Raw genomic sequence first — 18,939 nt, 5'->3', positions numbered from 1 at the left:
GTTATTGTTTCCTTATGGTCATGCCAGCTTTGAGAGCATTGAGTACGGCTTCTTTGGATCCATCTGCAATAATTTTACCGTTTTCAAGCACTATGATTCTATTAACCAACTCAAGCATGGACAGTTTATGAGTAATCAGTATCAAAGTATGTTTATCACTCAGGTATTGATTTAGTCGCTTTTTAATTTGCCGTTCGTTATTATCATCCATGGCAGAAGTAGGTTCATCCAGAAGTACAATATTTGGCTGCAAGATTAACGATCGAGCTATTGCAATGGATTGCCTTTGACCGCCTGATAATTCAGAGCCTTTTTCGCCTACGGCTCTATCAAATCCTTTAGGATGGTTATCAGTAAATTGAGTAACCCCAGCGATTTCTGCTGCTTTTAATAAAGCAGAGTCTTGAACAAAGGGAGCACCTACACAAATGTTATCCCGGATGCTGCCATAAAATAAAACCACATCTTGGGGTACATAGCCAATTTGCTGGCGTAAATCATCAGGATTTATTTGTTTGTAATCAGTACCGTCAAGAAGAATGGTTCCTTCACTTGGTGTGTATAATTTTAATAATAATTTCCCTAATGTTGATTTTCCTGAGCCAACACGACCAATAATAGCAACACGTTCGCCTACTTTAATTTTAAAATTGATGTTTTCAAGGATGTTTATTTCATCATCTTTATAATGAAATGAGACATGTTTGAATTCAATGTCACCTTTAAGAGCAGGGCGATGCAGAAATCGAGCATCATCTTCTATATCCGTTTCCAACTGCATAATGTTATTTAAAGATTCTAATGCGTTAATGGACTGAAAATAGCGAGTAAATAAAGTAGATACCTGTGCCATAGGCGCAAGAGCACGGCCCGTTAATATGGTACATGCTATCAAGCCACCAGTGGTTAATTCGTTATTTGAGATCATATAAACCCCAGCAATAACAATGGCTATTGTTGCGATTTGTGTTGCAAGGTTAGTAATGTTGATGCTCGTATTTGAGACAATTCTTAACCGCATGGCATTTTTTGATGCTTCATTAACGATGCGTTCCCAGCGTGATTGCAAAATTGATTCAGCACCAGTTGTTTTGACTGTTTCAATAGAGGATAAAGATTCAAATAAAGTTGCTTGTTTCTCAGAGGAAAATTGATAGGATTTTCGTGTTAAGCGAATTAAAGGCCATTGCAAAAGCAACCCGATAATCAAAACGACAGGTATCACAATGAAGGGGATCCAGAACAGGCTCCCACCAATTAAATACACAACAAATAAGAAGATACATACAAAAGGAAGATCAACCAGTACAGTCATAGTACTTGATGTAATGAAATCGCGGAACATTTCAAAAGATTGGACGGTGTTTGCCAATGAACCAACTGAACGTGGTCTGTTGGACATACTTAATCCCAATACTTGTTGAAATATGGTAGCAGATAATTCCAGGTCACTGTGTTGGTTTGCTATATCAATAAAATAAGCTCTTAAACTTTTTAATACCATATCAAAGACAAACACAACGGCAACACCGCTGGCGAGAACCCACATGGTATCTACAGCATTATTCGGGACAACACGATCATAGACATTCATGGTAAACAAAGGGATAACCAGAGCAAAGATATTGATTAACAGAGAAGCAAGCAGCACTTCCGAATAAAGAGGCCAGGATTTGAGCATAACACTCCAAAACCAGTTTTTAGACTCTTTTTTCAGAGTCTCTTGAGAGCGGTGGGTGTGTTTGAATTGTTGCGTTACTAAAATTACTTCACCATTGAGTTCCGCTTTAATGTCCTGAATATTTATTCGTTCATCAGGTTTTTGCGGATCGAGAATCATTTTATTTCCATCATCATCCAGGATCAGCAATACAGCGCCACCATCTTTCTTAATCAGAATGAGTGGAATGTCAGCTTCATTAATGTCATCGATATTTGTCGTTTTTAATTCAGTGTCCAGAGATGCTCTTTGTGCGGATCGTGAAAAAAGCTGAACCGTTAATTTATTATCAACCAAAGGAAGTCGTGCTGTTAGAGACTGTGGTGAAAATGGGGTTTTATAATATCGGGTCAGTAAAACAAGACATGCCAGCAAAGGATCGTTAGCTGCGGTATCACTTAAATCGACATGAGACCATGATTGTTTGCGCACAGTAGTCATATTATCCATAATGTATTGTTTTATAATGAGTATATACTTAAAACGCACATATAGTGAGTTTTTCCCTATACATTTTTAACACATCTACTGAAACTACGATTTATCGATTAATTCTGAATCATTATTAACCCAAAAAACTAGGCAGTATACTGGGGGTTATTAAAAGGTTTTAATGATTCCGATATTTGTTTATACAGTTCAGGTAACCATCTGGGTTGAGCAAAAGCAGGCGTAGATGGTTTTTGATGCCGTAAATCGTTGGGAGCAATGATTAGTTGAATATTGCTTAATCCAACTCGTCGGGCTAGAACAAATAACTGATCTATAGCCAGATCACCTATAGCCAGACAGCCTACGGATAAATTACGACCGTGGATGAAGATATTATTTCCTAATTGCTTGCGACCGTCCTGGTATCCTTTCTCACGATCGAAGTTATTTGGATAGTTAATCATCATGGATAAGTGCATGCTACTAAATGGATTAAAATTGACCAGGCGATAGATACCTTCAGGTATTTGTTTGTCATTTTCTCTTAATTTAGGGCCCAAACGACCACTGAATCCGGTTAGGGGATAATTATGGATGTGAGTCCATTTTTGATTAGGATTTTTAGCCCATAGTTCAACTTTACGTTCCGATTTAAAGGCAAGCAACGCAATTTCACGAGGAGGGTAACTTACACCAGCTTTATTAAAAAAAGAAATTAATTGTGGTTCTACTTTCAAACCATATCGTTTGATTGCTTTATCAATCGCTTTATCCCAATTCAATTTGGGGGCCATTGAGTGGCTATTCAAACAAATTAAAACTAAAGCTGAAAAAAATAAACGTTTCATGTAAGTACTTTATTTATATGGTTTAACCATAGTATCAAATTAAATTCTCAAGAACAATTTGCTGTAGTATTTCTCTAGTGTGATGCTTTTTGTCTCTTCTGCTCAATTAACATATTCTTTTTATTCGGTACAGACAATTGCGTCATAATAAAATCAGGGCTGATTTCTAACTGCCCTATAGAAGGTATCAGGCCATAATGATTGGGGCAAAGATAATAAACAGAGCCGTTTGGGGCTACTTTGTAAAATATATACCTGTAGGAGCAATAATCAGGTTTTTGCAGTAAAGCAACTTGCATCACAGGGGTACCAGTCATTCTATTTTCAATAAAATAAGCGTTTATCCAAAGATTGGTGATCAACAGTAGGCCTCCAATAACAAGAGCAGACTGGAGAAGGGTAGACAGGGAGCGGAACAAGGTAGTATCTCGACTTAAATGCGCTATTATTTGCATCAATGCGATAAAAAGGATTACCAGGTTAATGGAGTAAATTGCTGCATTGACGTAGTTAAAATAGCTGCCAAGAATTTCACCACCAGACGTCTGAAAATGAATAACCAAGGCAATAATACTCAACCATAGGGCCGAAATAATGTAATAGATTGCTTTTCTTTTAATTCCTATAATTAACAAAATAAAAGCCATTAATGGGAAAATGCAGTGAATGACTTTAGCCAAGTTGTACATTAATCCATTTCCTTATTTGTCTGTTTTATATTAAGAGATCTATTTATATCAGTAATTTAAAACCTTAGCTAGTAGGGGAAATGACAGTTATAATTTCATATAACTTAATTCTATGAAGCGATTATCAAAAAAGTTAATTACTCGTGTGTTTGTTTGTACCGATTAAATTTTGTATTAATCATCTTAAACTCAATGATAAAAGCTGAAGTTTAATTGGATGCCTGCGTTTTTTTTATGAGCAGAATGAAAGGGGCGGTGGGATACAAACTGCTTTTTATCAAGTTTTGGGGTACTTCAATACGTCTTAAAGTAAATTCATCCAGTGCTGGAATAAGAAAGGAAACAGGATTTATTAGTTTGGCTAGTTTGATTTTTTTAATTTTTTGATTGCCTTTATTCGGATTGTTTTGATGAATAGCACCTATCCATATTGGATGTTCGAGATCGTGAATGAAAAAGCTGGATTCCCAGAAGGTTAAAACCAATGTTGTATTTGTCGTTTTGTCTTGGTAACTCATTAAAATGGAAGGTCGTTTATTTTCAAACAGTTGGGCAAATAATGGCAGTTGAATCGCATTATTTGATTTGTTCATTTTCATGAGTAACTTGGTCAGGAAGGATTCATTATGCGATTTCCAACCTAGTTCTTCTAAACGAGTCACTAGCTCGTCCAAATTACCGTAATATTGCAGATTCAAAAGGCTAATTCTTTGACCTATTCTGTTTAATCTGTATAAGGGTAATATCGGATTTAACTGATTCCACCAAGCGCTTTGCGTTAAAGTATACTCTTTATGAAAAGGTGAATGATTATGCACAAGAGTTTTATAGTTTAAACGAGCCGAAAAAGTCGTACACAGTAACAGGGTCATTAAAACAGTAACCATTTTTCCTAGAGGGACGCCTTTTTTTGAAGAAATATAATTTGATTTCCTGTACATTATCCAGTGAATTAAACCTATTGCCATACCTAGGAGATATGATGCGATCACATCAGTTAACCAATGATCGCCCAGATAAACAACTGCCAAACCACTTAGTCCAAGGACTATCAGGATTATGGTTCTAAAGGTATTGGTCAATAGAGAATATGTGTTCGTGACGTAGAAGAGAATAAATCCATAAAAAGCAGTAGCTACCACAAGGTGTTGAACCAAAAAAGAAGAACCGGGCATGGTGACCAGCAATCCTTGTGGCCTTGGGGTATAGTGGATACAGTCTAGCACCAGGATGCTGAGAATACTAAAAAAGAAAATACTGCTTAGGTAAAATACTGTTTTATAATTCCTGTAATAAAAGGCAAAAAGACAAAAGACAATAAATAACCCAGACAGGGTGATAGTACTGGTAAATTGAACGCATATGATGGAAAGTGATTCCAGTAGCGATGTGTGTAAGCTTTGGGCAAGTAAGTGTACAGGATTATTGATGACATCAAGCCATGGGGTTAGAGCACTTAGCAAGAGTAAAACGATAAAAGATAAGTTAAGCAAGAAAGACAATAATAATAATCCCGCTGTAGGGTAATGATCCTGTTCTTCTTTGGGTGTAAGGGCATTAAATAGACTGAATAATTTTGAATTTGTTTTAGAACTTAACCAATAGTGATGCAAATTATTTTTGAGAAATCGATTAATTCTTATGTAGGCTGATTTTATAAGTATGCTTGCAAACCATGCTACAGCCAGCAGAACTAAAATTAAAATAAATAATCGTGTCGCTCCCTCAGTAGAAAGCTCATGCCCTGCTGTACCAATTAAAAACCCGGGGATTACATATAAAAAAGACCAACCTATTGCTGAAATTACATTAGCAATCAAAAAACGCCATTGCTTCATATGCATTATTCCGGCAATAACCGGAATGATGGATCTTAAGGGGCCAACAAATCGACCGATCAAAACACTTTTTCCGCCGTGTTTTTCAAAAAAGTCTTTACCGTACTTTAATAGGTTAGGATACTTTTTAAAAGGCCACATTTCAGCTAGTTGGTCACTGTAAAAATATCCTATAAAATAACTCAGGCTATCGCCACATACCGCTCCTAAAGTGGCGGCAATGAGCGTTAAATCGATGCGCATAATACCTGAACCGGCAAGAATACCAATAGCCGTCATCGTTACGGAACCGGGTACTATGCTCCCAATAATGGCTAGAGATTCAGTTAATGCAATGAAAAAAGTAATGAATAAAGACCAATGAGGATTTGCCTGTAACCAGCTGGTGAGAGGATGAACATAATCAGCAAACAAATTCATAGCATCTCACTGGTCAAATTGATTAAGAAAATTTTGTTCAAAAAATTGACTAACCTCTTCCAGGCGAATCTCGGGAACGAAATGACTCATCTGAGTCATTTTCATTGTGGCATATCCACACGGATTAATCCCTAAAAAAGGCGATAAATCCATATTAATATTTAAAGCGATACCGTGATAGGTGCACCCATTTTTTACTCTCAGCCCTATAGAGGCTATCTTTTGGTCGGATACATAAACGCCTGGTGCTCCGCATTGGGTATGCGCATCTATAGAATATTCTCCCAGGGTACTGATTAAAACCTTTTCCAATTGACAAACCATAGTTCGTATTCCAAGATTTCGTCTACGAATGTCCATCAAAACATAACCTACTAATTGTCCTGGCCCGTGATAAGTTACTTGGCCACCTCTATCTGATTGCACAATCTTAATGCCATTCGGATTTAGGATGTGTTCCGGTTTACCGGCTTGCCCTTGGGTATATACAGAAAAATGCTCCAATAACCACAGTTCATCCGTGCTATTTTCATCCCTTTGGCACGTAAACTCTTTCATTTTACGCCAAATCTCTTCGTAATCCTGCATCCCTAAATGATGTATATTCATTATAAAACCATTTTTACATGAGGATGTTTGGTGAGATCCTGATAAAAAGAGTCCAGCATCTCTTGATTTGTCGCACAAACGGTTACAGTAATTGCCAAATAGCTGCTTTTTTCACTTACTTTATGCGTTAGATTCTTGTGATCAAAAGCAGGAAAATGCACATTGACTATCGTTTTTATTTCTTCGAGAAAAACATCGGAATTAATCCCGATTATTTTTACAGGGAAATCACATGGGAATTCAATAATTGATTTATTCGTCATAATATTCGTTTAGTCAATTGTGATTTGTGTTTTGGGTGCCGCATCCAAAGATGCGGCTCATCTTTCTGTAATCCTATGAACCAAACCAGCCTTTAAAAATCAGGCGGATTGAATCTTTGGCTCGAGTAAAAAAGCCGCCAGCTTCAATATCCTGAAGTGCGTATAAAGGTCGAGTTGAAATCACGTTACCATCATACTGAACCACCAAATCACCTACTTTATCGCCTTTTTTAACTGGCGCTTCCAAATAAGAGGGGACTTTAGTCGATATATTTAGTCTTTGATATTGGCCTGCAGGAATTGTTATAAACTGATCATCATTTAGACCAACATTAATTTTATCTACAACGCCTTTATAAAGCGGCAATTCGGTTATCGATTGACCCGATTTGTAAAGTTCATGGGTTTCAAAAAATCTAAAGCCATAATTGAGCAGTTTTTCACTATCATCAGCACGAGATGAATCGTTGGGCTCACCCAGAACAACAGCAAGCAAACGCATATTGTCACGTTTGGCAGATGATACAAGACAAAAACCAGCTTCATTGGTATGTCCGGTTTTTATTCCATCGACTTGATTATCTCGCCACAGTAAACGGTTTCTATTAGGTTGTCTTATTCCGTTATAGGTAAACCATTTTTGCTTATACCAACCGTAATATTGGGGAAAATCCAATACCAGAGCCCGCCCCAAAATAGCCAAGTCTTTCGCAGTTGTATACAAATTAGGATCAGGAAGCCCGGTACTGTCAGTAAAATGACTGTTTTTCATTCCCAGGTTTTGAGCTTGTTGATTCATAATTTCCGTAAAGGCTCCTTCGGTGCCTCCAATATGCTCAGCCATGGCAACACAGGCATCATTTCCAGAGTCAACGATAATACCTTTTAACAGTTCTTCAACTGGAACCTGATCCCCTTCTTTGATAAACATACGTGAACCGCCAATTTTCCATGCTTCACGACTTACACGAACGCTGTCGTTAAGATGAATTTGTTCGTGGTGCAGCGCATTAGAGATCACGTACAGCGTCATCATTTTGGTTAAACTGGCCGGCGGTAAACGTTCTTCACTGTTTTTTTCTGCGATAATTTTCCCGCTGTTTACATCAATAAGAATATACGCTTTCGCATTGAGTACAGGCGCTGCAGGGGTTACCATTGGTTTATTAATAATTGTGGGCGTTGGCTTCACCAAATCAGTGGGTAATGAATCTTCAGCAACTGAGTTGCTTGACTGGACGAATAATGTAATAAAAAAAAGTGTCGTCAACAAAAAAGACGTGGCTCTAGTCATGTTCCTACCTGATATAGTTGCAAAATGGTATTATCTTAACACAGCATTATGCAGGCAACCAATTATCCAGATGAAAATATTCACATTATTTTCAGCAAGAGAACATCGTTATTGTTTAATTTGTAACAAAAACTACGAAAGTTTCTAAAATTTCGGTATATTAGTTTAAAAATAACAATAAAAAATAAAGATAAAATGCGACTAATTCCTGTATTAATAACTCTGATATTAAGTGGCTGCCAAACCTTTACTCCCTCTGGATCGATAAAATCTGATCCAGGACAACATACATCGAGCAAGACTCGACAACACGCCCAAGATTCCGTTTATGATCGGTATAAAAACAAACACAACCGTTACACTATCACTCAGGATGGCGCCCCATCCAAACAAGCCAAGCTAGATTTTAAGGAACCGGTTCCCACCAATGAACCTTTGAGTCGTTATGGAAATCCTTCAGAGTATTTTGTGGACGGAAAAGCATACAAAGTAATGAAAAGTTCTACCGGTTATAAGACGCAAGGTATTGCATCCTGGTACGGTACTAAATTTCATAAACAACGAACCTCAAGTGGTGAGCCTTATGATATGTATGTAATGACTGCGGCGCATAAGACACTTCCTTTACCCACTTACGTCAAAGTCAAAAATCTGGATAATGGGCGTGTTGCGGTAGTTAAAGTGAATGATAGAGGCCCTTTTCATGCAGATAGAGTAATCGATTTGTCCTATGCCGCAGCATTAAAACTTGGAGTTTTCCCCAAGGGAACTGCTCATGTTGAAATTGAGACACTTAAAGGACCCTCTGGAGAGGCTCACTATTATCTCCAGGCAGGGGCCTTTTCTTCCGAGGCTCTGGCGAATAAACTCAAAGAAAAACTGGTGCGAATTACTCCCTCTCCGGTGTTTATTGAACATTTTAATCAACACTATGTGGTAAGAGTGGGGCCCTTTGGTTCTAAATCCATGTCGGATAACCTAAAACAAAAATTAGTTCAAAATGGAATTTCAGGTTCCTTTTCAGTGTTGGTTTAACTTTATATCGGTGCGGTAATGATGGGTTGCTGAACATTTATCTTGAGTTCATCATCAGTGAATACATTTTGAATGTAATTGCTCATGAAAATTAATTGAGTCGAGAAACAGAATTATTAATAGCTAATTCACAGATTAATGGATAAAATTGACTAATACTCGATTATTTTTGTCTGATCTATTTAATGAGGCGCACTACTGATGCATGATGGCTCTGTTTTTTATACCATTTTTTTGATATTTGCCGGGGCTGCTTTTTTTTCAACACTGGTTCTTTACACGAGGCAGTCCTTGCTGGTTGCTTATATTCTTCTGGGTGCCGTTTTTGGTCCGTGGGGTTTAAAACTTGTTTCAGATGTAACCACTGTTCAACAAATTGGCGATATTGGAATAGTGTTTCTGCTGTTCCTGCTTGGTCTTCATCTGCAACCGCAAAACTTGGTACACATGTTAAAGAAGGTGACCTGGATTGCGATAGTCAGCTCAGTCGTTTTTGCCGGGATAGCTTATGTTATAGGCCGTATGTTTGGACTGACGGTAACAGAGTCCTGGGTTCTGGGCGCATCAATGATGTTCTCAAGTACGATAATAGGCTTGAAACTGTTGCCAACAACCATTTTGCATCATCAACATACCGGTGAGGTAATGATCAGTGTGTTGCTTATGCAGGACGTCATTGCGATTATCGTGTTAATTTTGATTAATGGTGCTCATCAAGGCGGTGGATTGTCTCTGGATGACTTGATGCTGGTGCTCATTGCACTTCCTGCGCTGTGCTTGTTTGCTTTTGCTTTTGAACGCTACATATTAATCAAGTTACTCGCACGATTTGACAGAACGCAAGAATATGTATTTTTATTGTCCATAGGTTGGTGTCTTGGTTTATCGTTTCTGGCGCAAAAATTGGGTCTTTCAGAAGACATAGGTGCTTTTGTTGCTGGAGTTGCTCTGGCGGCAAGCCCGATTTCATTATTTATTGCCGAGAGCTTAAAGCCATTAAGAGACTTTTTCCTGGTGATGTTTTTCTTTACCATAGGTGCTACATTCAATTTCAGTTACGCAGGACAGGTAGTAATCCCGGCTGTCATCCTTGCTGTTTTGGTTCTTATTGTTAAGCCGGCATTATTTTACGGATTGCTTCTTAAAGCTGGGGAAAAAAATAATGTTGCAAAAGAAGTGGGGTTTCGTCTTGGGCAGGGCAGTGAATTTTCATTATTGGTTGCAAGTATCGCTTTAAGTACTAAACTCATCTCAGATGTTGCGTCTAATTTAATTCAGGCAACGACTATTTTAACGTTTATAGTTTCATCGTACCTTGTAGTTTTAAAATACCCAACTCCCATTGCTTTGTCAGATAAAATGCGAAAGGATTAATATCATGAAATTATTGGTTGTCGTCTTATGTTTGCTGAGTGAACGATTTCTAATTCATTCCATCTCTTATCAACGGTTTTCATGGTTTGGCGACTATTTTTTATTAATAACCAATGCGCTGGAAAAAAGGTTTAAGAATACCAATCCTTGGATTCACCTGGCTGCGGTGGTTCTTCCTCTTGTCTTGCTTACTGCTCTTATCTATTTTTTATTTCAAAATTTATTTTTTGGTTTTACAGGACTGTTGTTAAGCATCGCAATCTTTTTTTATTGCCTTGGTCCACAAAATCCTTTTTATCCTTGTTCCGAGAGCGATTCCAAAGTAGGACATAGTGAGTTTATCGGAGATTATTTTGCGCGTGTTAACGGCCAGTTATTCACTGTTATATTCTGGTACATTCTTGCCGGGCCAGTTGCTATATTAAGCTACAGATTAATTGCGTTATGTAAAAATAATGATGAAGTAAGTCAACAGGCTAAACAACTTTCTCATATTCTTGAGTGGTTACCTGCGCGAATTACCGCCTTACTTTATTTACTTGTTGGAAATTTTCAACGCAGCATTACTACTTTTCTACAGTATGCGGTCAATATTACCCCTGATTCCAGTTATCTGCTGTTAAGTGAATGTGGGCTACAAGCTGTTAAGCTCAATGAATCAGATGAGGTACCAATACCTAATGCAGAAGCATTGGTTGAGCATGCTGCTATAGTAATGGTGGTATTTTTGGCATTGTTTACACTAGCGGCCTGGCTGTAAGGCTGAAATTCATCAAAATTGACTGCGAGACTTGACCATGAGTTATTTTTTTCGTTTTATTTTTTGTGCTGTACTGTTCGCTATCTCTGGCTGTACGGCACAACAGTCAGATGTGGCCAAATCAACAGTACCGGCACAGTTTATGAAATTATGCGAACAACGGTTGGAAGCATGTAAACGACAGTGCTTTGACAATTGTCCTAAATGTACATTAGCCGGGCTTAAAGACGCTCAAAAAGATTATCTTGAATACGTTCATGACCAACGGGTTCAAGGAGGATATGTATCACGCGGGTTGAATTCTTACCGTGATCCACTACAATGCCGCAAAGTAACGTGTAACTGCACAGCAGATTTCTTAACCTGTAAACAAGGTTGTGCTGGTGTAATACAAAAACGATTACAAGCGGCACCATACTGTATCTAACACACTGAAAGTCGGGGAACTTTTTCATGGCAAATGAAACTAATTTTGATTTGGATCCAATTGAAACACGTGAATGGCTGGAAGCCCTGCAATCTGTTTTTGCCAATGACGGTAGTGAACGTGCTGCATTTCTTTTACAACAACTGTTAAACAAAGCTAATGCTGAAGGGGTTAAATTGACCAGTTCAATTAACACGCCCTACAGAAATACCATTAAACCTCATGAAGAAAAACAAATGCCGCCTGATGAAGGTATTGGCAAGCGTATTAATGCTTTGTTACGCTGGAATGCTGTCGCCATGGTTCTCCGCGCTGGAAAATACGCTCCTGAACTTGGTGGTCACATTGCATCTTATGCATCTTCATCTACTTTGTACGAAACAGGCTTTAATTACTTCTTTAAGGGGCCTAATAGCAACGGTGGCGGTGATTTATTGTACATTCAAGGTCATTCATCTCCCGGTATCTATGCCAGAGCCTTTTTAGAAGGGCGGCTATCTGAGGATAAATTGCAAAAATTCAGGCAGGAAGTTGAAGTAGATGGCTTGTCTTCTTACCCTCATCCTTGGCTTATGCACGATTTTTGGCAATTTCCAACAGTTTCTATGGGACTTGGGCCTTTACAAGCCATTTATCAGGCACGGTTTCTAAAATATCTTGAAAACAGAGGCTTAATTAAAGCAGAAGGGCGTAAGGTTTGGGCTTTTCTAGGTGATGGCGAAATGGATGAGCCTGAATCCGTAGGCGCTTTGAGTATTGCCGCCCGAGAAAAGCTGGATAACCTGATTTTTGTTGTCAACTGTAATTTACAAAGGTTGGATGGACCTGTACGGGGTAATGGCAAAATAATCCAGGAACTTGAGGGCGTGTTCAGAGGTGCAGGCTGGAATGTAATCAAAGTCATCTGGGGTGGACGTTGGGATCCTCTATTTGCTCGTGATAAAGAAGGTTGGATGCAAAAAAGAATGGAAGAGTGCCTTGATGGCGACTACCAGGCTTATAAAGCTAATGATGGTTCTTATGTCAGGCAACATTTCTTTAATCAATATCCTGAATTAAAGAAAATGGTAGAACATCTTAGTGATGATGAGATATGGCGACTTAACAGGGGTGGTCATGATCCACAAAAAGTCTACGCAGCTTACGCTCAGGCAGTTGAGCATAAAGGAAGCCCTACCGTTATTCTGGCAAAAACCATCAAGGGTTATGGAATGGGAGCCGCTGGTGAAGGTTTAAATATCACGCACCAACAAAAGAAAATGACTCTGGAACAACTCAAGGCATTCAGAGACCGATTCAGCATTCCTATCAGCGATGATAAAATTGCCGAAATCCCATTTTACAAACCTGACGATGACAGCCCTGAAATCCAATACATTAAAAAACAAAGAGAAGCGTTGGGAGGATTTTTACCCTATAGATCAAACGACGTTCCAAAGCTGCACGCTCCTGCTTTAGAGGATTTTGCTTCAGTGACTCAAGGTCTTGGTGATAGAGAAATATCAACTACTATGGCCTTTGTTCGTATTCTTTCAATATTATTAAAAAACAAAGAGTTAAGCTCCAGGATTGTGCCTATCATTCCAGATGAATGCAGAACTTTTGGTATGGAAGGTTTATTCCGGCAAATCGGTATTTATTCGCCCGTTGGACAACTCTACACACCAGTTGATCATGAACAGGTAATGTATTATAAGGAAGCTCGAGACGGTCAGATTCTCGAAGAGGGTATAAATGAAGCCGGCGCATTTTGTTCGTGGATTGCCGCTGCAACATCATACAGTTCTAATAACCTAACGATGATCCCGTTTTATATCTACTATTCCATGTTTGGTTTCCAGCGAATTGGCGATTTAGCATGGGCGGCAGGGGATATTCAGGCAAGAGGGTTCTTGCTTGGTGGAACTGCTGGAAGAACAACCCTCGCAGGTGAAGGGTTGCAGCATCAGGATGGTCATAGTCATCTTTATGCATCTACCATACCCAATTGCGTTTCCTACGATCCCACATTTGCCTATGAATTGGCCGTCATTATTCAAAACGGTTTGTACCGCATGTTTGAAAAAGGTGATAATGTTTTTTATTACATCTCCGTAATGAATGAGAACTACATTCAACCTGACATGCCTAAAGGGGTTGAAGAAGGGATTATTCGGGGTATGTATGTTTTCAAAGAACATCCCAAGAAAGCAAAAAAACATGTCCAGTTAATGGGATCAGGTACTATTTTGCGAGAAGTTATTAAAGCGGCTGAAATGCTTGAGCAGGATTATTCAATTACTGCTGATATTTGGAGTGTAACAAGCTTTAACGAGCTCAGGCGAGATGGGCTGGCTAAAGAGCGTTATAATGCAATGCACCCCGAAGCAAAGCCTCAGGAATCTTATGTTGCAACGTCACTTAAAAACAGAAAAGGTCCGGTTATTGCAGCAACCGATTACATGCGTATTTATGCGGATCAAATAAGACCATACGTGGCAAACAGATACGTTACTCTGGGAACAGATGGTTATGGTCGAAGTGACACACGTGAACGTTTACGTCATTTCTTTGAAGTGGATGCAAAATACATCGTGCTTGCTGCACTTAATGCTTTGGTGGCAGACGGTGTTGAAGATAAATCCAAAGTTACAGATGCGATAAAGCGTTACTCTATTAATCCAGATAAACTGGATCCAGTTACCCACTAGTTAAACCGTTTTTAACAAATACGTTTTACTACTGTTTAACTGAATGTTGAGGATAGATATGGCAAACGAAAAAGAAATAAAAATACCTGATATAGGCGGTGCAACTCAGGTTGATGTTATTGAAATTTTAGTAAAAGTCGGGGAGCAAATCAGTATCGATACTCCGCTAATTACTCTTGAGACAGACAAAGCAAGCATGGAAATTCCTTCGCCTGTGGCGGGAGTAGTGAGTCGAATCACTTTAAAAGTAGGTGATAAGGTTTCAGAGGGTGATGTAATCCTTGTTGCGTCGTTACAAGGTGAATTACCCAAGGAGGAGGCTTTAACCGAGCCTCCCCAAAAAATCAAATCTGAAGAATCTGTTATTACGTTGCAACCGATAAACGAGCAGGTTAAAAAAACAGTAGAAGTGGTCGTGCCGGATATAGGTGGCGCAACTGATGTAGATGTCATTGATATTCTGGTAAAGCCCGGGATGACTGTAGAGCAAGATCAGCCTTTAATTACACTTGAAGGGGACAAAGCCACTATGGATATACCGTCTCCTTATTCTGGAATAGTCAACGAAATAATCATTCGTTTGGGAGATAAAGTAGCTCAAGGAACCCCTATATTATTCATGGAGACTGGTACTGAAGTTAAAAAAGAGCAGCAGGAAATCGTTGCCGCCGCTCCAGTGGTCACTCAGGAACCTCAAGCTCAAACGGTGCAACCAACAGAGTCTCGTTTGGAAAAAACAGTTGCTGCACCAACTGAGTCTTCCGAGCTTGTATTTGCAGGGCCTGCTGTTCGCCGTATGGCCAGAGAGTTAGGCGTTGATTTACATTTGGTTAAAGGCAGTGGTCGTAAGACCCGGATTACCAAAGAAGATTTGCAAGATTATGTTAAAACACGGTTGAGAGAGCGCTCATCTCCCGGTCAATTTAATTTACCATCAAGTCCTACTATTGATTTTACCAAATTTGGTGATGTGGAGTTTAAACCTCTGAACAAGATTAAACGATTAACCGGTATCAATGTGCATCGTTCCTGGATAACCATACCGCATGTTACCCAGTTTGATGAAGCCGATATCACGGATTTGGAAGAGTTTAGAAGAGCAGAGACTGAACGCACCAAAGAGTCAGGATACAAGCTCACAATTCTCGCTTTCGTGTGCAAAGTAGTCAGTAAGGCTTTGTCTGTTTATCCTCAGTTTAATTCGTCTCTGGATGCCGAAGGCGAACAGCTCATCTATAAGAAATATTGTAATATAGGTATTGCTGTTGAAACCAGTAATGGCCTTGTTGTGCCGGTTATTAAGCAGGTAGATAAACTCACCGTGGGCGATATTGCCAAGGAGATGGCTCGATTAAGCAGTAAAGCGCGAGATAAAGGGTTAATGCCTGCCGATATGTCCGGGGGTTGTTTTACAATTTCCAGCTTGGGCGGTATTGGCGGTACTTCATTTACTCCTATAGTGAATAGCCCCGAGGTCGCCATTCTTGGGTTGTCGCGTTCATCAATCAAACCTGTATTTGACAACGGCGAATTCAAACCAAGGTTAATGCTTCCTCTGTCTTTATCTTATGATCATAGGGTAATAGATGGCGCTGAAGCAGCACGATTCACCCGTTATATCTGCGATGGCTTATCCGATATTAGAAGGGTTCTTCTCTGATTTGATGAGATAATTTTTATTATATTTTACACTAAGAGGCATTAATAATGGGTAACAAAATTAAGACAGATGTCGTGGTTTTAGGTAGTGGTCCTGGTGGATACACTGCTGCATTCAGAGCGGCGGATTTGGGAAAGAAAGTGGTATTGGTTGAGCGATTTGATTCATTAGGTGGTGTATGTCTCAATGTGGGCTGTATCCCATCCAAGGCCCTATTACATATTGCCAAAGTAGTTGATGAAGCGCATGAAATGGCAGATCAGGGCGTTGATTTTGGTAAGCCCAAACTGGATAACAAAAAATTGGTAGCATGGAAAAACTCAGTAGTTGCCAAATTAACCGGTGGATTAAAAGCACTTGCCAAACAAAGAAAAGTTGAAGTGCTGACTGGAGAAGGTAAATTTTCAGGGACGCATCAGGTATTGGTCGATACTAAAGACGGTCCAGTTGAAGTTGATTTTGATAACGCTATTATTGCTGTTGGCTCTGAATCAGTTAATTTGCCCTTTATTCCTGAAGACAAGCGTATTTTCAGTTCAACTGGTGCTCTTGAACTTGCTGATCTTAAAGGTAACTTGCTTGTCTTGGGCGGTGGGATCATTGGTCTGGAAATGGCAACAGTTTATTCCTCTATGGGGGTAGACGTTACAGTAGTTGAGTTTATGGATCAGCTTATTCCTGGAGCTGATGCCGATTTGGTTAATGTGCTGCAAAAGAGAATGGTTAAAAAGGGCGTTAAGTTTCTACTGAAAACCAAAGTTACTGCTGTTGAAGCAAAAAAGGAAGGCATTTATGTGACTATGGAAGGAGAGCACGCAACTGATAAACCATTGTGTTTCCAGCAAGTTCTTGTTTCTGTTGGTAGAAAGCCTAATGGAGGTAAGATTAATGCCGAAAAAGCGGGAGTTCAGGTAGATGAGCGTGGATTCATTAAAGTAGACAATCAAATGAGAACTAATGTTCCTCATATATTTGCTATAGGCGATGTTGTTGGTCAGCCCATGTTAGCTCATAAAGCCATTCCTGAGGGTAAAGTAGCTGCTGAGGTAATTGCTGGTAAAAAACATTATTTTGAACCTGAGTGCATTCCCAGTGTTGCATACACTGACCCTGAGTTGGCATGGGTGGGTTTAACTGAAAAAGAAGCTAAAGAAAAAAATATCAATTATGAAAAAGCAACCTTTCCCTGGGCCGCTAGTGGCAGAGCATTGAGCATGGGAAGAGAAGAAGGAATGACGAAATTGCTTTTTTGCCCTGATACTAATCGCATCCTGGGTGCCGGTATCGTAGGTGTCAATGCAGGTGATCTCATTGCAGAAACAACACTTGCAATTGAAATGAGTTGTGATGTTGAGGATATAGCCTTAACCATTCATCCTCATCCTACTTTATCTGAAACTATCGCACAATCAGCTGAAGCATTTGAAGGAACGATTACCGATCTTTATTTACCAAAAAAGAATAAAAAGTAATTCGAGTAATAAGGTTAGTAGCTTAAAATAAAAAGTGCCTGAAATTCAGGCGCTTTTTATCACATTAATTTGCACTATTATCATTTGTCATAAATAATCATTAGGTAATGCTAAATACATTGGGAGCCGGCAATGATACTAAACATTCGTCGTATGAAAGAATCGGATATAGACAATGTTTATTCTATTGAAACCAATGTACACATTACCCCATGGAGTAGAGATATTCTAAGAGACTGCGTTTTGGTTGGTTATGATTGTCGGGTTCTTGAAATAAATAATGGCGATAATCCAATTCTTGGGGGATATATTATTTCCCGAGTAAGTAACAACACTTGCCATATATTAAATCTTTGTATTGCAAAACCCCTTCAATCAAAAGGATTAGGCCGAAAATTAATCCAGACCGTGCTTTATTCCTTATCAAAATTTACTGACACGCAGAATGTAATTCTGGAAGTAAGACCCAGTAATTATTCGGCATTGCGTTTGTATGAGTCTTTAGGATTTGAAACTGTCGAAATTAAAAAAGGCTATTATAAAGATGCTCATGGTGTTGAGGATGCCTGGCTATTAAGAAAAGAACTCAAAAATTAGTTTAAATAATTTGATTGTATTCAGCTGAAGAAAAAAATAATAAATTAGTACTGTATTTTAAATTTAAATTTGCTATACTTTTCATCCCCCAAGCTTTATTCACACAAGTCTTCTGTTGTGGATAACTTTAGAACCTCTAATACCAAAATAATACCCAACGCTTATTTTTTTTCAATAGACCTCATGTTCTATATGGCTTTTATTCCTTTATTTCAATTTTCCCCCATAGATTGTTATCCACAATTTCTGTGGATAACCTTGTGTATAGAGTTGTGAATTCATTGATAAATCAGCTCATTTTGATTTTGCTTTGTTATCAACCATAGTGATCCTGATTCACTGTGCAACCCAGGATTGATTGTGTCATCATTTTTAATCGAGTCAGCACTGCTCGTTTATAGAACTTACCTTTGGTGTGGATTAATTGATTCAGAGCTTCTTGTTGTTTGGAGTGATGATATTTGCTATTGGTTGAACGAATCTTTTCCAAGTACTTGAAATTTATCTGTGATGGTTCTTGTGAATAGTTTGTGCTTCCAATCCATAAACAATTAAATAGTGTTTGTATTGACGTGTATCAGTTGGTGTAAAGTCAGTCAATCGCATTGCTTCTTTATAGAGGCTTCAAACCAAACGACAAATTGAATAAATCGCTTCGATGCCAATTTCCATTTACCCTTTTTCCGTAATTTAAACCAAGTTAGGGTTAATGTTCACGTTTAACATGTTTTTTAAGAGAACCCCATTATGTCAGGGATAGGCAAATAGATTGTTAATCAGGCTCAGCAAGAGTAGCCTGGTTGCTTGCAAC

General features: G+C 38.8%; 15 protein-coding genes. 8 read left to right on the top strand and 7 right to left on the bottom strand.

Annotation, left to right across the window (positions count from 1 at the left end; translation table 11 throughout):
- Position 1: 1 nt before the first annotated feature.
- The 7 genes from Lwor_RS03255 to Lwor_RS03225 all read right to left on the bottom strand — a co-directional run bounded on the left by Lwor_RS03255 (position 2) and on the right by Lwor_RS03225 (position 8,113).
- The gene (locus tag Lwor_RS03255; RefSeq protein WP_058492477.1) at positions 2–2,161 is read right to left on the bottom strand and encodes a type I secretion system permease/ATPase; all 2,160 of its coding nucleotides are present in this window, start codon (positions 2,159–2,161) and stop codon (positions 2–4) included.
- 137 nt (positions 2,162–2,298) lie between these two features.
- Entirely contained in the window at positions 2,299–3,000 is a 702-nt protein-coding gene (locus tag Lwor_RS03250) for a L,D-transpeptidase family protein (RefSeq protein ID WP_238584613.1), read from the bottom strand.
- A 74-nt stretch (positions 3,001–3,074) separates the two neighbouring features.
- Positions 3,075–3,689 carry a hypothetical protein gene (locus Lwor_RS03245; RefSeq protein WP_058492476.1) on the bottom strand — a complete coding sequence of 205 codons (615 nt, stop codon included), beginning with the start codon at positions 3,687–3,689 and terminating at the stop codon, positions 3,075–3,077.
- A 209-nt stretch (positions 3,690–3,898) separates the two neighbouring features.
- Positions 3,899–5,947 (bottom strand): VTT domain-containing protein, encoded by a 2,049-nt coding sequence (locus Lwor_RS03240; protein ID WP_058492475.1) that lies wholly within the window; start codon positions 5,945–5,947, stop codon positions 3,899–3,901.
- A 6-nt stretch (positions 5,948–5,953) separates the two neighbouring features.
- Positions 5,954–6,556, bottom strand: coding sequence for a lipoyl(octanoyl) transferase LipB (gene lipB / locus Lwor_RS03235; protein WP_058492474.1), 603 nt, complete (start codon positions 6,554–6,556; stop codon positions 5,954–5,956).
- Positions 6,556–6,819 (bottom strand): HP0495 family protein, encoded by a 264-nt coding sequence (locus Lwor_RS03230; protein ID WP_058492473.1) that lies wholly within the window; start codon positions 6,817–6,819, stop codon positions 6,556–6,558. The genes lipB and Lwor_RS03230 overlap by 1 nt, the downstream gene beginning before the upstream one ends.
- 73 nt (positions 6,820–6,892) lie before the next feature.
- Positions 6,893–8,113: a D-alanyl-D-alanine carboxypeptidase family protein gene (locus Lwor_RS03225; protein ID WP_058492472.1), complete on the bottom strand. Its 1,221-nt coding sequence runs from the start codon at positions 8,111–8,113 to the stop codon at positions 6,893–6,895.
- 195 nt (positions 8,114–8,308) lie between these two features.
- On the opposite strand from Lwor_RS03225, the gene Lwor_RS03220 reads away from it, so the two are divergent.
- From Lwor_RS03220 to rimI, 8 genes are all read left to right on the top strand, one after another.
- Entirely contained in the window at positions 8,309–9,148 is an 840-nt protein-coding gene (locus Lwor_RS03220) for a septal ring lytic transglycosylase RlpA family protein (RefSeq protein WP_058492471.1), read from the top strand.
- Positions 9,149–9,349: 201 nt separating this feature from the next.
- Positions 9,350–10,522, top strand: coding sequence for a cation:proton antiporter (locus Lwor_RS03215; RefSeq protein ID WP_058492470.1), 1,173 nt, complete (start codon positions 9,350–9,352; stop codon positions 10,520–10,522).
- A 4-nt stretch (positions 10,523–10,526) separates the two neighbouring features.
- Positions 10,527–11,282, top strand: a complete 756-nt coding sequence (ampE, locus tag Lwor_RS03210; RefSeq protein ID WP_058492469.1) for a regulatory signaling modulator protein AmpE — start codon at positions 10,527–10,529, stop codon at positions 11,280–11,282.
- Between the two features lie 37 nt (positions 11,283–11,319).
- On the top strand, positions 11,320–11,709 hold the full coding sequence (locus Lwor_RS03205) for a hypothetical protein (protein WP_058492468.1): 390 nt from the start codon (positions 11,320–11,322) through the stop codon (positions 11,707–11,709).
- A gap of 26 nt (positions 11,710–11,735) precedes the next feature.
- Positions 11,736–14,399, top strand: a complete 2,664-nt coding sequence (gene aceE / locus Lwor_RS03200; RefSeq protein ID WP_058492467.1) for a pyruvate dehydrogenase (acetyl-transferring), homodimeric type — start codon at positions 11,736–11,738, stop codon at positions 14,397–14,399.
- 58 nt (positions 14,400–14,457) lie between these two features.
- A complete protein-coding gene (locus tag Lwor_RS03195) occupies positions 14,458–16,059 on the top strand; it encodes a dihydrolipoyllysine-residue acetyltransferase (RefSeq protein ID WP_058492466.1) in 1,602 nt (533 codons plus the stop codon).
- Positions 16,060–16,106: 47 nt separating this feature from the next.
- Positions 16,107–17,531, top strand: a complete 1,425-nt coding sequence (gene lpdA / locus Lwor_RS03190) for a dihydrolipoyl dehydrogenase (protein WP_058492465.1) — start codon at positions 16,107–16,109, stop codon at positions 17,529–17,531.
- A 132-nt stretch (positions 17,532–17,663) separates the two neighbouring features.
- Entirely contained in the window at positions 17,664–18,128 is a 465-nt protein-coding gene (rimI, locus tag Lwor_RS03185) for a ribosomal protein S18-alanine N-acetyltransferase (RefSeq protein ID WP_058492464.1), read from the top strand.
- Positions 18,129–18,939: the final 811 nt, after the last annotated feature.

This window comes from Legionella worsleiensis (assembly GCF_001467535.1).
Lineage (GTDB): Bacteria > Pseudomonadota > Gammaproteobacteria > Legionellales > Legionellaceae > Legionella > Legionella worsleiensis.
The sequence above is the reverse complement of the archived record's forward strand: the minus strand, read 5'-3'. Positions and strand labels throughout refer to the sequence as shown.

Excerpts from the sequence above, each read along its gene's own strand:
- rimI (WP_058492464.1), top strand. The coding sequence starts at position 17,664 with ATGATACTAAACATTCGTCGTATGAAAGAATCGGATATAGACAATGTT.
- ampE (WP_058492469.1), top strand. The coding sequence starts at position 10,527 with ATGAAATTATTGGTTGTCGTCTTATGTTTGCTGAGTGAACGATTTCTA.
- lipB (WP_058492474.1), bottom strand. The coding sequence starts at position 6,556 with ATGAATATACATCATTTAGGGATGCAGGATTACGAAGAGATTTGGCGT.
- aceE (WP_058492467.1), top strand. The coding sequence starts at position 11,736 with ATGGCAAATGAAACTAATTTTGATTTGGATCCAATTGAAACACGTGAA.
- Lwor_RS03215 (WP_058492470.1), top strand. The coding sequence starts at position 9,350 with ATGCATGATGGCTCTGTTTTTTATACCATTTTTTTGATATTTGCCGGG.
- Lwor_RS03225 (WP_058492472.1), bottom strand. The coding sequence starts at position 8,113 with ATGACTAGAGCCACGTCTTTTTTGTTGACGACACTTTTTTTTATTACA.
- lpdA (WP_058492465.1), top strand. The coding sequence starts at position 16,107 with ATGGGTAACAAAATTAAGACAGATGTCGTGGTTTTAGGTAGTGGTCCT.
- Lwor_RS03250 (WP_238584613.1), bottom strand. The coding sequence starts at position 3,000 with ATGAAACGTTTATTTTTTTCAGCTTTAGTTTTAATTTGTTTGAATAGC.
- Lwor_RS03255 (WP_058492477.1), bottom strand. The coding sequence starts at position 2,161 with ATGACTACTGTGCGCAAACAATCATGGTCTCATGTCGATTTAAGTGAT.
- Lwor_RS03245 (WP_058492476.1), bottom strand. The coding sequence starts at position 3,689 with ATGTACAACTTGGCTAAAGTCATTCACTGCATTTTCCCATTAATGGCT.
- Lwor_RS03220 (WP_058492471.1), top strand. The coding sequence starts at position 8,309 with ATGCGACTAATTCCTGTATTAATAACTCTGATATTAAGTGGCTGCCAA.
- Lwor_RS03240 (WP_058492475.1), bottom strand. The coding sequence starts at position 5,947 with ATGAATTTGTTTGCTGATTATGTTCATCCTCTCACCAGCTGGTTACAG.
- Lwor_RS03195 (WP_058492466.1), top strand. The coding sequence starts at position 14,458 with ATGGCAAACGAAAAAGAAATAAAAATACCTGATATAGGCGGTGCAACT.
- Lwor_RS03205 (WP_058492468.1), top strand. The coding sequence starts at position 11,320 with ATGAGTTATTTTTTTCGTTTTATTTTTTGTGCTGTACTGTTCGCTATC.
- Lwor_RS03230 (WP_058492473.1), bottom strand. The coding sequence starts at position 6,819 with ATGACGAATAAATCAATTATTGAATTCCCATGTGATTTCCCTGTAAAA.